Annotated in this window: 12 protein-coding genes; 3 read left to right on the forward strand and 9 right to left on the reverse strand. The window is 71.0% G+C overall.

The window, feature by feature from the left end; translation table 11 throughout:
- Window positions 1-21: 21 nt before the first annotated feature.
- The 5 genes from ACFWVP_RS14295 to ACFWVP_RS14315 form a co-directional block, all read right to left on the reverse strand.
- Window positions 22-2,361: an ABC transporter permease gene (locus ACFWVP_RS14295; RefSeq protein ID WP_384496548.1), complete on the reverse strand. Its 2,340-nt coding sequence runs from the start codon at window positions 2,359-2,361 to the stop codon at window positions 22-24.
- Window positions 2,358-3,044 (reverse strand): ABC transporter ATP-binding protein, encoded by a 687-nt coding sequence (locus ACFWVP_RS14300; RefSeq protein ID WP_384496549.1) that lies wholly within the window; start codon window positions 3,042-3,044, stop codon window positions 2,358-2,360. Before ACFWVP_RS14300 ends, ACFWVP_RS14295 begins: the two co-directional genes overlap by 4 nt.
- Window positions 3,041-3,565, reverse strand: a complete 525-nt coding sequence (locus tag ACFWVP_RS14305; RefSeq protein WP_384496551.1) for a PadR family transcriptional regulator — start codon at window positions 3,563-3,565, stop codon at window positions 3,041-3,043. The genes ACFWVP_RS14300 and ACFWVP_RS14305 overlap by 4 nt, the downstream gene beginning before the upstream one ends.
- A 198-nt stretch (window positions 3,566-3,763) precedes the next feature.
- Window positions 3,764-4,051, reverse strand: coding sequence for a hypothetical protein (locus ACFWVP_RS14310; RefSeq protein ID WP_384496553.1), 288 nt, complete (start codon window positions 4,049-4,051; stop codon window positions 3,764-3,766).
- A complete protein-coding gene (locus ACFWVP_RS14315; RefSeq protein ID WP_384496846.1) occupies window positions 4,048-5,019 on the reverse strand; it encodes an SPFH domain-containing protein in 972 nt (323 codons plus the stop codon). Before ACFWVP_RS14315 ends, ACFWVP_RS14310 begins: the two co-directional genes overlap by 4 nt.
- A gap of 223 nt (window positions 5,020-5,242) precedes the next feature.
- Here ACFWVP_RS14315 and ACFWVP_RS14320 point away from each other — a divergent pair, with 223 nt between their 5' ends.
- Window positions 5,243-7,471, forward strand: a complete 2,229-nt coding sequence (locus ACFWVP_RS14320) for a transglycosylase domain-containing protein (protein WP_384496554.1) — start codon at window positions 5,243-5,245, stop codon at window positions 7,469-7,471.
- A gap of 188 nt (window positions 7,472-7,659) precedes the next feature.
- Here ACFWVP_RS14320 and ACFWVP_RS14325 read toward each other — a convergent pair whose 3' ends face one another.
- The 4 genes from ACFWVP_RS14325 to ACFWVP_RS14340 form a co-directional block, all read right to left on the reverse strand.
- Window positions 7,660-9,570 carry a SpoIIE family protein phosphatase gene (locus ACFWVP_RS14325; protein ID WP_384496556.1) on the reverse strand — a complete coding sequence of 637 codons (1,911 nt, stop codon included), beginning with the start codon at window positions 9,568-9,570 and terminating at the stop codon, window positions 7,660-7,662.
- Window positions 9,571-9,951: 381 nt separating this feature from the next.
- Window positions 9,952-10,659: a DUF402 domain-containing protein gene (locus ACFWVP_RS14330; protein ID WP_384496557.1), complete on the reverse strand. Its 708-nt coding sequence runs from the start codon at window positions 10,657-10,659 to the stop codon at window positions 9,952-9,954.
- A 44-nt stretch (window positions 10,660-10,703) separates the two neighbouring features.
- The gene (locus tag ACFWVP_RS14335) at window positions 10,704-12,107 is read right to left on the reverse strand and encodes a class II fumarate hydratase (protein WP_384496559.1); all 1,404 of its coding nucleotides are present in this window, start codon (window positions 12,105-12,107) and stop codon (window positions 10,704-10,706) included.
- A 287-nt stretch (window positions 12,108-12,394) separates the two neighbouring features.
- On the reverse strand, window positions 12,395-14,062 hold the full coding sequence (locus tag ACFWVP_RS14340) for a fumarate hydratase (RefSeq protein ID WP_384496560.1): 1,668 nt from the start codon (window positions 14,060-14,062) through the stop codon (window positions 12,395-12,397).
- A gap of 192 nt (window positions 14,063-14,254) precedes the next feature.
- Here ACFWVP_RS14340 and ACFWVP_RS14345 point away from each other — a divergent pair, with 192 nt between their 5' ends.
- Window positions 14,255-14,926, forward strand: coding sequence for a DUF1707 domain-containing protein (locus ACFWVP_RS14345; protein WP_384496562.1), 672 nt, complete (start codon window positions 14,255-14,257; stop codon window positions 14,924-14,926).
- Window positions 14,927-15,088: 162 nt separating this feature from the next.
- On the forward strand, window positions 15,089-15,460 hold the full coding sequence (locus tag ACFWVP_RS14350; protein ID WP_384496564.1) for a WhiB family transcriptional regulator: 372 nt from the start codon (window positions 15,089-15,091) through the stop codon (window positions 15,458-15,460).
- Window positions 15,461-15,483: the final 23 nt, after the last annotated feature.

The raw sequence follows: 15,483 nt of genomic DNA on the forward strand, positions 1-15,483 counted from the left end.
CGCGCTCACCCCTCCGCGGCCTCACTCCGTGCGCAGCCCGTCCGGGCGCATCAGGCGCCACAGCAGGGGCAGCGAGAGCAGGGTCACGGCCACGACGAGGACCCCGCCCGCACCCGCCATCGGCAGGAACAGCCACCACCGCGTCACGGTCTTGGCCAGCATCCAGGTCATCACGGCGCCGAGCCCGAGGCCGCCCGCGGTCGCGACCAGGAGGCCGATGACCACCGGCACGGCGGTCTGCCAGAGCACCGACCAGGCGAGGGTGACGCGCCTGGTACCGAAGGCGACCAGGACCGCCAGCAGCCGCTTGCGCTCCCTGAGCTGCTCCAGCTGGGAGACGAGCATCGACGCGGCGATCAGCAGCAGTGTCGCCGCCGCGCCGAAGCGCAGGCCGGTCTGCACACTGGCGTACTGGCGGTCGCGGGTGACCGAGGTCAGGGTGCCGACCCGCATGCCCGGGTCGATCCTGGCGGCCGTGTTCCGTACGTGTTCGGCGACGTCCTTCACGCCCTTGTCGACCTTGATCTGCGCTATCGTCTGGGCGCTCGGGAGTATGCGGGGGTCGACGGCCCCGACCGTCGCCATGATGCCGTAGTTCTCCTCGCCGAGCGGGTTGCGGGCGGCGGTGACGGTCCTGGCGTCCGCGGGCAGGGTCCAGAGGACCGACTTCGCGCCCGGCTTCCAGTCGAGCGTGGGGTTGAGCTCGATCTCCTCGCCCTTGCGGGCCGTCTCGTCGACCCAGTCGCTCAACTCCTTGTCGTTCGCGGGGTGGACGACGAAGACGTCGCCCTCCTTGCAGAAACCGATCTCGGCGAGCTCCTTCAGCGTGGCGCAGTCGCCGATGCTGAGGGTGGTGGTCGGCGTGACCTCGTCCTCGCTGTACGTCCCCGGCCTGGTCACGTACGTATCGACCGTGCCGATGACGCGTTCCACGCCCTCGGTGGCCCGGAACGCCTTGATGGTCCGGGTGGCCGCGTCCCCACCGACCTTCTCCGAGAAGGTGTGGAACTGGGCGCGCGACGGGTCCTGTCCCGTCATCGTCTCGAACTCGTCGCCGACCGCGGCGAACAGCATCTGCAGGGCCACCGCTCCGGCGACGGCCACGGTGATGCCACTGACCGCGCGGGACGCGGCCCCGCTGTTCAGCTGCAGTCGGCGGACGGCGAGCTGCCAGGGCAGCGGGCCGCCGCGCAGCCGGTTCACGCAGGCCTCGATCAGCCAGGGGAGCAGCAGCGCGAGCCCGAACAGGACCAGTACGGCGCCGCCCGCGATCGGGTACGGGTCGACGGGGGTGAACTCGTCCACCCGGCCCGTCAGCCCCAGCACGGCCAGGCCCACGACCGGTATCAGCAGACGCCACCGGAGCCGGCGCCTGCGGCTGCCGGAGTCGCGTGCGACGCCCAGCGGTTCGACGACGACCGAGCGCATGGCGACCAGCGTGACGAGTACCGCGGACAGGGGCACCGCGACGGCGATCAGCGCCGCCGCCCAGGCCGCGGGGGCCAGGTCGGACGGGAACGCGCTGTGGTTCCACACCTCGATGTGGCCGACGAACCTGCGGCCCACGAGGAAGAAGACGACCCCGGCCAGCAGTCCGAGCACGGAGCCGAACAGGGCTTCACCGGCCGCGATCCGACGGGTCGCCCGGATGTCCGTACCGACCAGACGTAGCGCGGCGAGCCGGCGGTCGCGGCGGTCGCCGCCGAACCGTACGGCCGTGGCGATGAAGATCGCGACGGGGGCCAGCAGCACGACACAGATCATGATGACGAGGACGACCAGGACGGGTGAGAGAGGCGAGTCCCCGGTGCCGTCGCCGTAACCGGCCAGCCGGTGACCGCCGTCGGCCCGCGTCAGCGAGTCGCTGCCCGCGTAGAAGTACAGCTCGTTCGGGGATCGCAGGCCCGCGTCGGCGATCGTCGACGTGATCCGGTACGGCAGCCGCTCCTTGAGGAGCGCGCCCCGCGGGGAGGCCAGCAGGTCCCGGAGGGCGGGGGAGGCCGCCATCTCACGCGGCCCGGGGAACGCCGCGACCCCCGGCGGGAGGACCGGACGGGCGCCCTCCGCCCGCATCAGGAAGCCCTCGACGGCGCTGCCGCGGTACTCGGTCGCCGTACTGATCCGCAGGACCGTGGTGTCCGACTTCGGGACGGCGTCGTCGTTCCGCGACACCGGGGCCTCCTCGCGGGCCTGCGTGCGCACGGACCGCTGCTCCAGCAGGTGCGGCACGGACGAGGCGACGAGCAGCATCGCCACCCCCAGCCCGACGCCGACCGCGGTGAGCGCGGTCCGCGCCCAGCCCTCACGGCCGCCCGCCGCGGCGAAGCGTATGCCCAGGCCGAGGTCGCGCAGCCAGGTCATACGGCGAACTCCAGGTCCCGGGTCCGGCCGTCGCGTACGGCGATGTCCCGGTCGGAGTACGCGGCCACCCGCGCCTCGTGCGTCACGAGGACTACGGCCGTGTTGGCCGACCGGGCGGACTCGGTGAGCAGCTCCATGACCCGCACGCCGTTGAGGGAGTCCAGCGCACCCGTCGGCTCGTCGGCGAAGACCACCTTCGGCGACGCGACCAGGGCGCGGGCGACGGCGACGCGCTGCCCCTGACCGCCGGAGGCCTCGCCGGGACGCTTGCCGGCGATCCCGTCCACCTCCAGGCGCTCCAGCCACTCCAGGGCGGTGCGCTCGGCCGCCTTGCGCTTCACGCCGTTCAGCCGGAGCGGCAGTGCGACGTTCTCCAGACAGGTCAGCTCGGGGACGAGCCGGCCGAACTGGAACACGAAGCCGAAATCACTGCGGCGCAGGGCGCTGCGCTCGGCGTCGGACATAGCGGACAGCTCACGGCCCGCGTAGGTGACGGTGCCGGAGTCCGGGACGACGATCCCCGCGAGGCAGTGCAGCAGGGTCGACTTGCCCGAACCGGAGGGGCCCATCACGGCGACGACCTCGCCGGGATGGACGGAGAACGAGGCGCCGTCGAGCGCGGGCGTCGAGCCGTAGGTCTTGTGCAGGCCCCGGGCGACGAGCAGGGAACCGTCGGGGGTCACGGGGCGACCACCTCGGCCAGCTGGTCGAGCCGCGCACCGGTCAGTTCCAGCCAGCGCAGGTCGGCTTCGAGATGGAAGAGAGCGAAGTCGCAGATCAGCTGGTCGGAGAGATCGCCCTCGCGCTTGCGCTCGGTGAGGACGCGCATCAGCCGCAGATGCTCGGACCGCTGCGCGTCCAGCAGCCCGGAGGCGCTGCGCCCGGTCAGCAGCGCCAGGACGACCTTCGCGTAGAGCGTCGACTGCAGATACGGCTCCGGCTTCTCCGGCCGGCCCAGCCAGGCGGCGACATCGGTGACCCCCGCCTCGGTGATCGCGTACCGCTTGCGCTCGGGCCCGCCGTCGGACTCCACGCCGTCGACCTCGACGAGACCGTTCTTCAGCAGCCGGGACATGGTCGCGTAGACCTGACCGTAGTGCAGCGGCCGATCATGGCCGAACTTCTCGTCGAAGGTCCGCTTGAGGTCGTAACCATGACGGGGGCCGGACTCGAGGAGCCCGAGAAGGGTGTGACCGATTGACATGCGAGGCACTCTACATGCTGTGTATACCTCGCGTGTATACAGCCCGGACCAAGCCCGAACCGCGGGTCCCTGCGGGCGGTGCGGGCCCGCAGTCCAAGCCCGTCCGGGAGGCCCCTCGGGCGGTGCGGGCCCGCATTCCAAGCACGTCCGGCGATTGAGGACCGGGGGTTCGGGGACGGAGCCCCCGGGGGTCCGGCCTCACCCCTCGGCGCCGGGTTCCGGCTCCGCCTCCGGCGCCGACTCGTCCGCGGCCCCCGACACCGGCTTCGGTGGCCGCCCCCGCCGAGGGATCGGCCCCGCACCCCCCGGCAGCCGCCCCGCCTCCGCCAACGCCCGCCGCAACAAGAACTCGATCTGCGCGTTCGCGCTGCGCAGCTCGTCCGAGGCCCACCGGGCCAGCGCGTCATGCACCGCCGGATCCAGCCGCAGCAGCATCTGCTTGCGCTGCGGCCGCCTGCCGGCAGGAGTGGAGGCGTCGTCCGTCACTGGTAGAGCGTGCCCGTGTTCAGGACCGGCTGCACCGCACGGTCACCGCAGAGGACCACCATCAGGTTGCTGACCATCGCCGCCTTGCGCTCGGGGTCGAGCTCGACGATGTCCTGCTCGGCGATGCGGGCCAGCGCCATCTCGACCATGCCCACCGCGCCCTCGACGATCTGCTGACGGGCCGCGACGACCGCCCCCGCCTGCTGCCGCTGGAGCATCGCCGAGGCGATCTCGGGGGCGTACGCGAGGTGACTGAAACGCGACTCGATGATCAGCACACCGGCCGCCTGGACCCGCGCCGTGAGCTCGATCGCGAGCTTCTCGGTGATCTCCTCGGCGTTGCCGCGCAGCGAGAGCCCGCCCTCGTCATGGGCGTCGTACGGGTACTCGATCGCGATGTGCCGGACGGCCGCCTCGGTCTGGGTGGCGACGAACTCCAGGAAGTCGTCGACCTCGAAGAGCGCCTGCGCGGTGTCCTCGACCTTCCAGACGACGATCGCGGCGAGCTCGATCGGGTTGCCGTACGCGTCGTTGACCTTCAGGACCGCCGTCTCGTGGTTGCGGACCCGGGTGGAGATCTTGCGGCTGGAGGTCAGCGGGTTGATCCACCGCAGTCCGTCCGCGCGGATCGTGCCGACGTACCGGCCGAAGAGCTGGATGACCCGCGCCTCGCCCGGAGCGACCATTTTCACACCGGTCATGCAGAAGAACGAGGCGACGGTGAGCAGCAGTCCGAGGATGAGGAGCGGGACACCGGTGCCGTTGTGCCCGTTGGCGCCGAGGACGCCGCCTCCGATCGCCAGGCCGATGCCGAGGAGCACCCCGAGCACGGTCAGCAGCAGCCCGAAGCCACCCGGGATGGAGTGTGCCGTCGTCTCCCTGACCTGCGGGGCGGGCATCTCGGGTGCGTCCGGGACGAGGTCGGCGGCCGGGTCGGTGGTGCCGGGACGGTCGTGCGGTGCGGTCATGGGGTCCCCCGTCTCGTGCGGCATAGCGCCACGCTAGCAATGTGATTTCACATTATCGGACTTCGCAACCTTGTGCACCCCTGGTGAGTCGGTTCCTGGGAGAGCGGGTGCTGATTGTCACGTCCGGAAAAGACCGGATCGCTTGCCATTTGTCCGCTCCTTCGGTGTTAGCTGATTGATCTGACCGGAGCGGAACGAGCACAGGAACAGGAGCACGACAGCGATGGGTCGAGCGGATGCGCGACGAGCTCAGGGGCGGGCGGCGCGCCGCGCCGGGAGGGGCGGCGGCATACGCGGACTCTTCACCTGGCGGAAGATCCTGGGCACGTTCTTCGGGCTCTGCCTGCTGGTGATGGGCGCCTTCGTGGCGCTCTACGTGTACGTGGACGTGCCCGCGGCCAACGCCCAGGCCAAGAAGCAGAGCAACGTCTACAAGTACAGCGACGGCACCCTCCTGGCCCGCGACGACAGGGGCGCCAACCGGGAGATCGTGGACCTCGCCGTCGTACCCAAGGGCGTCCAGCACGCCTTCGTCGCCGCCGAGAACAAGTCGTTCTACCGGGACCAGGGCGTCGACCTCAAGGGCACCGCCCGCGGCCTGTTCAACACCCTCTCCGGCAAGGGCAAGCAGGGCGGCTCCACGATCACCCAGCAGTACGTGAAGAACTACTACCTCACGCAGGACCAGACGGTCACCCGCAAGCTCAAGGAACTGGTCATCTCGCTCAAGGTCGACCGGAGCACGAAGAAGGACGACATCCTCGCCGGATACCTCAACACCGTGTACTACGGACGCGGTGCGAGCGGCGTCCAGGCGGCGGCGCAGGCCTACTACGGTGTCGACGCCAAGGATCTCGACGTCTCCCAGGGCGCCTACCTCGCGGCCCTGCTCCAGGCCCCCAGCCAGTACGACTGGGCCGTCGCCTCACCGACCGGCAAGAAGCTCGTCAAGGAGCGCTGGGCCTACACCCTGGACAACATGGTCGACGAGAACTGGCTCGACCAGGCCGAGCGCGACAAGCTGACGTTCCCCGTCCCGAAGCCCCCCAAGGCCGCCCCCGGTATGGAGGGCCAGACGGGCTACCTCGTCGAGGCCGCCAACGAGGAGATGGAGCGGCAGGGCGTCACCGAGGAGATGCGGGAGGCCGGCGGCTGGACGATCACCCTCAACATCGACAAGAAGCGCCAGAAGCAGCTGGAGAAGTCGGTCGACGACCAGCTGGAGGACCAGCTCGACCGCAAGGGCAACAAGATCGACGCGACCGTCCAGGCCGGCGCCACCTCCGTGGACCCGAGGACGGGCAAGGTCGTCGCGCTCTACGGCGGTGTCGGTGCCACCGAACACTGGATATCCAACGCCACCCGGCAGGACTACCAGCCCGCGTCCACCTTCAAGCCGCTCGTGCTCGCCTCCGCCCTGGAGAACGAGTCGGTGACCCAGGGCGGCGACCGGATCGGCCTCAACACGGTCTACGACGGAACGAGCAAACGCCCCGTCGTGGGCAGCGACACCCCGTTCGCGCCGCAGAACGAGGACGACATCAGCTACGACAGCCCGACCGTCCAGCGGGCGATGGACAAGTCGATCAACTCCGTCTTCGCGCAGATGGTCGTCGACGTCACCCCGAGCGCCGTGAAGAAGACCGCGCTCGCCATGGGCGTACCGGACAAGAACTTCCCCGAGCGCCCCGCCATCACCCTGGGCACCATGAACGCCTCGACGTGGGACATGGCCGGGGTGTACGCCACCCTCGACAACCACGGCAAGAAGGTCACCCCGACCATCGTCAAGTCGGCGGAGCACCGCGACCGTGCCATGGAGCCGGTCGACGGCATCGGCGGCCAGGTGATCAGCCGTGGCTCGGCCGACACCGTGACGCACGCGCTGACCGAGGTGGTCGACATCGGCTCCGGCCGCGAGGCCGACACCACGGCCTACGACGCGGCGGGCAAGACGGGTACGTCGGAGAACAACAAGGCGGCCTGGTTCGCGGCCTACACCCCGGAGCTCTCGACGGTCGTGGCCCTGTTCGGCGAGTCCACCAAGGAGGGCGGCGGTCAGGTCACGCTGACCGGTACGGCCAATTCGGGCCGGGCCAACGGTGGCGGTTTCCCCGCGAAGATCTGGGCGGACTACACCCTGGGCGCCCTCGGCGGCGGCTCGGACGCCACCTTCGACCTGGAGGGCGTCGAACGCGGCGAGACGACGGTGACCGAGAGCCCCTCGGTCACACCGTCCGACACCGAGGAGCCCTCACCGACCCCGTCCGCGGAGCCGGAGACCCCCTCGGAGACCCCCTCGGCGACGCCGAGCGACGAGACGACCCCCAGCGCGCCGCCGAGCCAGGAGCCCTCGGTGACGCCGAGCGGGGAGCCCAGCACCACGCAGGACCCCGAGGACGGCGAGCAGCCCCCGGGTGACGGGCCAGGGGACGGCCTGTCGGGGCAGTGAGCACGCGTGAGGGGCGGTGTCCGTGAACCACGGACACCGCCCCTCACGCGTACGCGCCACGTCAGCCGCCGTTCGGCCCCGGAGCCCCCGGCGTGCACCACCCGGGCTCCCCGGTCACGAGCGCTCGCGTCGGCGCGGGATGTCGGTCAGACCGCTTCGTGCACGCCGCTCCGAAGAGGGGAGAAGGGCTACGGGCCGGGAGTGGCCATCTCGAACCACACCACCTTGCCCGTGGAGAGCCGGGTCGCCCCCCACCTGCGGGCCAGCCGGTTGACCAGGAACAGCCCGCGTCCGCCCTCGTCCGTCTCCCGGGCACGGCGCTGCCTGGGCAGCTGCGGGGAGTCGTCACCGACCTCGCAGCGCAGGATGTCCGTGCGCAGCAGCCGCAGCGTCACCGGGCGCTCCGCATACCGCACCGCGTTCGTCACCACCTCGCTGACGAGCAGCTCCACCTCGTCCGCGAGATCGTCCAGACCCCACCGGCTGAGCGCCCTGCGGGCCAGCCTGCGGGCCCGGCCCGGGGCCGCGTCCTCCGGCTCCAGGAACCAGTACGCCACGTCGCTCGGCGCGATCCCGTCGAAACGGGCGGCCAGCAGCGCGATGTCGTCGTCCCGGTCGCCCGGACCGAGCATGTCGAGCACGTCGTCGCAGAGCGCCTCCAGCGGCGGCGAGTGGTCCGGCCCGGTCAGCTGGGCCGTGGCGGCCAGCCGCTCCCGCAACTGCTCGATCCCGGTCCAGACGTCCCGCAGCCGGGACTCGACGAGCCCGTCCGTGTACAGCAGCAGCGTGGCCCCGGCCGGGGCGTCCAGCTCGACCGCCTCGAAGTCGACCCCACCGACGCCGATCGGGGCGCCCGGCGGAACCCGGAGCACCTCCGCCCGGCCGCCCAGGTGCAGGAGCACGGGCGGCGGATGGCCGGCGTTGGCGATGGTGATGCGGTGCGCGACGGGGTCGTACACCGCGTACAGGCAGGTCGCCATGCGGTCGCTGCCGAGCCGCTGCGCCTGCTCGTCCAGATGGTGCAGGACCTCCTGCGGCGGCAGGTCGAGACCGGCCAGGGTCTGCGCGGTGGTGCGCAGCTGCCCCATGATCGCCGCGGAGGTCATGGAGTGGCCCATCACGTCGCCGACGACCAGGGCGACCCTGCTGCCGGGCAGCGGGATCGCGTCGTACCAGTCCCCGCCCACCCGGGCCGTCTCCGCCGCCGGGAGGTAGCGGGAGGCCAGGCGAACGCCGGTGGGCTGCGGCAGCGAGTCCGGCAGCATCGTGCGCTGCAGCTCGTCGGCGATGTACGCCTCGCGGCCGTACAGCACCGCCTTGTCGATGCCGAGCGCGGTGTGCGTCGCCAGCTGGGCCGCGACCAGCAGGTCGTTGGCCTCGAACGGCGGGCGTTCCGTGCCGCGCAGGAAGACCGCGGCGCCGATCACCCGGCGCCGCCCGCGCAGCGGTGCCAGGATCGCGCGGTGTCCCGTGGGCACCGTGCGACCGACACCCAGCAGCTCGGGCAGGGCGGCACGGGCCGCGGCGGAGTCCCCGAAGACGGGCCGCACCCCGCGCAGCACCTCGGCGAGCGCACCGCCCGCCAGGACCTCGCACAGGTCGGCGGCCGGCAGCAGACCCGCCTGCGGGTCGGTGACGGGCAGCCGCAGCAGCCGCTCGCCCTCCGGCCCGATCTCACTCTCCTCGTCGGTCAGACGCAGCCTGTCGGTGCGGCGCAGCCGCAGCACGAAGGGGCTGACCGGGCGCTCGTCGCCCACCGGGAGCGGGTCGCGGAGGTAGACGAGTATGGCGTCGGAGAACGTGGGCACGCTGGCCCGGCACAGGCCCAGCACGATCTCGTCCAGGTCTATGCCCCGGGCGATCCGGCGGGTCGCGGCGCCGACGAAGCGCAGCCGGTCACCCTCGCGGCGGGCGACGGCCTGCGTGTCGGCGGGATCCGCCGAGGTGGCCGGGCCCGGGTTCGGCGCCGCGGAGGGGCCGGGGATCGCGGCCGTGGCAGCGACGCCCGGTACGGCCTCCTGCTGCCGGGGCCGGGCGCGTTCCTGCGGCCGGGCGGCGAGGGGCTGCCGGCCTTCGTGGGAGGTGGGATGCTCCGTCACGCGTGGGATTCCGTCCGTCCGGGCCGGTTGTATGAGGCAATCACCTCGTGGGGCGCCACTGTGCCCCGGCAAGAGCGGTGAGAACAACGGCTGTCACCGGATGCCCTCAGGAGCGGGGCCGAAACCGTACCGTCGATCGGTGGGCCGATATCGGTCACTCCGGCGACGGGGCAGCGGACAGCGAGCACGTCTCCACCCCCTCGTCGTGGTTCATGCGACCGCACGACCCACCCGGCTCCGTGGTCCGTGTGACTCATGCGGTTCGTGCGGTGACTTGTGGTCAGGCCCTGTGCTGCCTACGCCGGTTGTGACGAAACATACCGGCCGCGCAGTCCGTGGAGGGCGATCCTACGTTCGCCCCCCTGGGGTGCATCAAGGGTCTCACGGCGAGTTGGGGGTGGGGGTGCGGTCCCAGTCATCGGGCAGTGCCGGAACCTGCCACTGCGGATCGGGCCTCCAGTGCTCCCATCCGTCCCTGAACGGCGTGCCCCAGCCCCGGACGACGTCGGCCGCCGCCAGGCCCGCCTCCCGTACGCGTTGCGCGGTGGCCCCGTCCATCAGCCCGACCTGCTGGGCCTGGGCGAACTCGTCCTCGTCGAGCCACTCCCAGCTGCGGTCGGGATGCACGGCGATGTCGAGGAAATGGTCCTGTGAGTCGACCCCTCCGGCCCAGCGCGAACGGGGCTCCTCCAAATTGACGTACCAGTTGCGGAAGAGCCAGCCGCGGTCCCAGAACAGCCACACCGACCAGGGATCGCCCGGCCGGGCGATCTTCAGCACACCTGTTCCGAACCACCGGGAACGCACTGTCGTGCGCGGGCGCGTGTAGCGGGTGGCCAGCGGCTCGGCGTGCACCTGGGTGCCGTCGGCGAGGACCGGTTTCACACATTCGGTGCCGGGCGCCAGCCAGACGGCCAGCAGTTCGTCGGTGTCCTGGACGACGGTGACCGGCCGGCAGATGTGCACGGGCCGGTCGTCGTCGCCGTTGTCGCGGTAGCGCCAGAGGATCCGGTCCCCCGGCGCCCAGCGTGTGCCGTTGCCCGCACTCGCCCCGGTGTCTGCTCCCGTACCCGCTTCCGTGGCTGTCATGAAGAGATCTTAGGTACGGGCCCCCCCGCCCGCTGCGAAATGCGTCACGGCCGGGTCATACGCAGCACGTCCAGGGCCTCGTCGAGCTGTTCCGCACTGAGGTCGCCGCGCTCGACGTAGCCCCCGGCCAGCACCGTCTCCCGGATCGTGGTGCCCTCGGCCAGCGACTTCTTGGCGACCTTCGCCGCCTCCTCGTACCCGATGTACTTGTTCAGCGGGGTCACCACCGACGGCGAGGACTCCGCGTACCGCCTGGCCCGTTCCACGTCGGCCGTGATGCCGTCGACCGTGCGGTCGGCGAGCAGCCGGGAGACGTTGGCGAGCAGGCGCACCGACTCCAGCAGGTTCTTCGCCATCACCGGGAGCATCACGTTGAGCTCGAAGTTGCCGGCCGCGCCCGCGGCGGCGACCGTGGCGTCGTTCCCCGTCACCTGGGCCGCGACCATGAGCACGGCCTCCGGGACGACCGGATTGACCTTGCCGGGCATGATGGACGAACCGGGCTGCAGGTCGGGCAGGTTGATCTCGGCCAGGCCCGTGCGCGGACCGGACGCCATCCAGCGCAGGTCGTTGGAGATCTTGGTGAGCGACCCCGCGACGGTACGGAGCTGCCCGGACGTCTCGACGAGTCCGTCCCGGGCGCCCTGGGCCTCGAAGTGGTCACGGGCCTCGGTGAGCGGCAGCCCGGTGGTGCGGGCCACCTCGGCGATCACGGCGGCGGAGAAGCCGGGCGGGGTGTTGATCCCGGTGCCCACCGCCGTACCGCCCAGCGGGAGTTCGGCGAGGCGCGGGAGCGAGGCACGCAACCGCTCGACGCCGTAGCGGATCTGAGCCGCGTAGCCGCCGAACTCCTGGCCCAGGGTGACGGGTGTGGCGTCCATCAGATGCGTACGGCCCGACTTCACGACCTCCGCGAATTCGGCCGATTTCCGCTCCAGGGCCAAGGCCAGGTGGTCGAGCGCCGGGATCAGGTCGGCGGTGACCGCGGCGGTCGCGGCGATGTGGATGGAGGAGGGGAACACGTCGTTGGAGGACTGCGACGCGTTGACGTGGTCGTTGGGGTGGACCTCACGCCCGAGCCGCTCGGTGGCGAGCGTGGCCACGACCTCGTTGGTGTTCATGTTGGACGAGGTGCCGGAACCCGTCTGGAAGACGTCGACCGGGAAGTGCTCGTCCCAGCGGCCCTCGGCCACCTCGGCGGCGGCCGACCGGATCGCCTCGGCGATGTCCGGATCGAGCACCTTCAGCTCGGCGTTGACCTTGGCGGCGGCGGCCTTGATCCGGGCCAGGGCCTCGATGTGGGCCCTTTCCAGGCGCTGACCGGAGATGGGGAAGTTCTCCACGGCGCGCTGCGTCTGGGCCCGCCATTTGGCGTGCGCGGGTACTTTCACCTCACCCATCGAGTCGTGCTCGACGCGGTACTGCGTGTCCTCGGCCGATCCGTTCATCTGTTCCAACCTCCTGGTGAAGATGAGCGCGTGGCGCCTTGCCCGTATTCCCCGGCATCGGGGTCCGCCGGTGAATACGCCAGTACATACCCGGCGCGGTCCGCGGCCGGGGACCGCCCGGACCGGCGGGCGTGGTCCCGGGAGCTGCTTTCCGGACCCGCGGGAACGCCGCAGGGGCGCCCCGGCCGTGGCCGGAACGCCCCTGGAACCGTGCGTGGATCAGCCCGGACCGGGACCCGCGATCGCGCGTCGGTCAGCCGAGCCGGGACCGGTGAACCGCGCTTGGATCAGCCGAGACCGGGGCCGCGGACCGGAATGCTGGTGAAGGTCGGTGCCGGGGCGGGCTCCGTGAAGAAGTCGTTGCCCTTGTCGTCGACGACGACGAACGCGGGGAAGTCCTCGACCTCGATCCGCCAGACCGCCTCCATGCCGAGCTCCTCGTACTCGACGACCTCGACCTTCTTGATGCAGTCCTGCGCCAGACGCGCCGCCGGGCCGCCGATCGAGCCCAGGTAGAAGCCGCCGTGGGCGTCGCACGCGTCGGTGACCTGCTTGGACCGGTTGCCCTTGGCGAGCATCACCTTGGAGCCGCCCGCCGCCTGGAACTGCGCGACGTAGCTGTCCATCCGGCCGGCCGTCGTCGGCCCGAAGGACCCCGACGCGTAACCCTCCGGGGTCTTCGCCGGGCCCGCGTAGTACACGGGGTGGTCCTTGAGGTACTGCGGCATCTCCTCGCCCGCGTCGAGCCGTTCCTTGATCTTGGCGTGCGCGATGTCACGCGCCACGACCAGCGGACCGGTCAGCGACAGCCGTGTCTTGACCGGGTACTTGGTCAGCTCCGCGAGGATGTCGTCCATCGGCCGGTTCAGGTCGATCCGGACGACGTCCCCCGACTCGTCGAGGTGCTCGTCGGTGGTGTCCGGCAGGAAGCGCGCCGGGTCCTTCTCCAGCTGCTCCAGGAAGACGCCCTCGGCGGTGATCTTCGCGGTGGCCTGGCGGTCGGCCGAGCAGGAGACGGCTATGGCGACGGGCAGCGACGCACCGTGGCGGGGGAGGCGGACGACGCGCACGTCGTGGCAGAAGTACTTGCCGCCGAACTGCGCGCCGATGCCGATCCGCTGCGTCAGCTCGAAGACCTTCTGCTCCAGGTCCTGGTCACGGAAGCCGTGACCGGTCGGGGAACCCTCGGCCGGAAGCTCGTCCAGATAGTGCGCGGAGGCGTACTTCGCGGTCTTCAGCGCGAACTCGGCCGACGTACCGCCGACGACGATCGCCAGGTGGTACGGCGGGCAGGCGGCCGTCCCCAGGGAGCGGATCTTCTCCTCCAGGAACTTCATCATGGAGGCCTCGTTGAGGACCGCCTTGGTCTCCTGGTAGAGGAAGGACTTGTTCGCCGAGCCGCCGCCCTTGGCCATGAAGAGGAACTTGTACGCGCCGCCGTCGGTCGCGTACAGCTCTATCTGGGCCGGGAGGTTCGAGCCGGTGTTCTTCTCGTCCCACATGGTCAGCGGGGCCATCTGCGAGTAGCGCAGATTCAGCTCGGTGTACGCGTCGAAGATGCCGTGCGACAGGGCCTCCTCGTCACCGCCGTCGGTGAGGACGTTCTGGCCGCGCTTGCCCATGACGATCGCCGTACCGGTGTCCTGGCACATGGGCAGGACACCCGCGGCGGCGATGTTCGCGTTCTTCAGGAGGTCGAGCGCGACGAACTTGTCGTTGGACGAGGCCTCGGGGTCGTCGATGATGCGCCGCAGCTGCGCCAGGTGGGCCGGCCGCAGGTAGTGCGAGATGTCGTGCATGGCCTCGGCGGCGAGCGTGCGCAGGGCCTCCGGAGCCACCTTGAGGAACGTACGGCCGTCGGCCTCGAAGGTCGAGACGCCCTCGGCGGTCACCAGCCGGTACGGCGTGGTGTCCTCTCCCAGCGGGAGCAGATCGGAGTACGCAAACTCTGGCATTACGGCCATTCCTCACTCGGCGACAGCGGCTGACCTCCCTCGGGCAGCGCATCCACCAGGGTAGAACGCCGACGACGCGCCGGGCCTGTGAGGTAAGGCTCACCGGGGGCGGCTCGACAGGAGGGCCGGATTCCTGCCCCCACGCCGTCGGGGTACTGGTCGCGATCTATCGCGTTTGGGTAGGCTGGTGCGGTGGACCTCGAAAAGCAGCCCCAGCAGCCCGTCGCTCCGGCCGGTCCCGCGCCCGCCGGAATCCGCGCCTCCGACGCGGACCGCGACCGGATCGCGGACATCCTCCGGGAGGCCATGGCCGAGGGCCGGCTGACCGCCGAGGAGCACGCCGAGCGGGTCGACCTGGTCTACCGGGCCAAGACCGTGGGCGAGTTGGAGCCGCTGGTGCGGGACCTCCCGGCGGCCGGGCCCGCCGGCCGGCCGGCCCAGGCACCCTACGGATACGGCCCCGAGGGGCCCGCGGGGCCCGCCGAGAACCTCGTGGCGGTCTTCAGCAGCTCCACCCGCAGGGGGCGTTGGCGCGTCGGCGGCCGTACGAACGCCTTCTCGCTCTTCGGCAGCGTCGAGATCGACCTGACCGAGGCTCTTTTCGGCCAGCGTCTGACCGTCATCAATGCGACGTCCATCTTCGGCAGCGTCGAAATCCGGGTGCCGGAGAACATTTCACTGCGCGGCAGCGGTACGGGCATTTTCGGCAATTTCGAAGTCGACACACTGGAATCCGCCGACCCGGAGGCCCCGGTGGTCGTGGTGAACGGCTATTCCGTCTTCGGGAACGTCGAGGCGAAGCCCAAGCGTGGCAAGCTCATCGCCAACCTGCACGACCAGTTGCGGAAACATCTCGGCCGCTGAGTGCGGTCGGCCGGTTCCGCGCGTATTCCGGCCAAAAGGCGACCGTGGGCCTTCGCGGGGCCGTGCGACAAGGCCACTCAGTGCATAGGCGTGCGCACAGCGGGTAGGGACTGCTGCATCGTCTCTCGCTCGCGAAGCCGAAGCCGTCGTCAGGAGTAGACCGTGCTGCAACTGCCGCATCAGCCCCTGCAGGTCGCCGCCGTGCCGTCCCAGCGCTCTCCCGCGCGGGAGGACCAGGCGGGACCCTGGCATTCGGAGGCGGTGTGCCGCCGGGACGAAGCCGGGCTGTTCTTCGCCCCGTCGAAGGAGCCGACTGCTGCCCGGCTGTCCCGCGAGGTGGCCGCGAAGCAGGTCTGCGCGAGGTGCCCGGTCATGGTGGAGTGCCGGGAACACGCACTCATACAGCCCGAGCCCTACGGGGTGTGGGGCGGCCTCACCGCCGCCGAGCGCCGCGTGGTGCTCGCCCGTCGGCGCAGGCGCGACATCGAGCTCAAGGCGACCCAGGCGGAGCAGCACATCGCCGCGGCCGGCTGAGGCCCGCGGCGAGGAGTGAGGGG

Source organism: Streptomyces sp. NPDC058637 (genome assembly GCF_042717325.1).
Classification (GTDB): Bacteria; Actinomycetota; Actinomycetes; order Streptomycetales; family Streptomycetaceae; genus Streptomyces.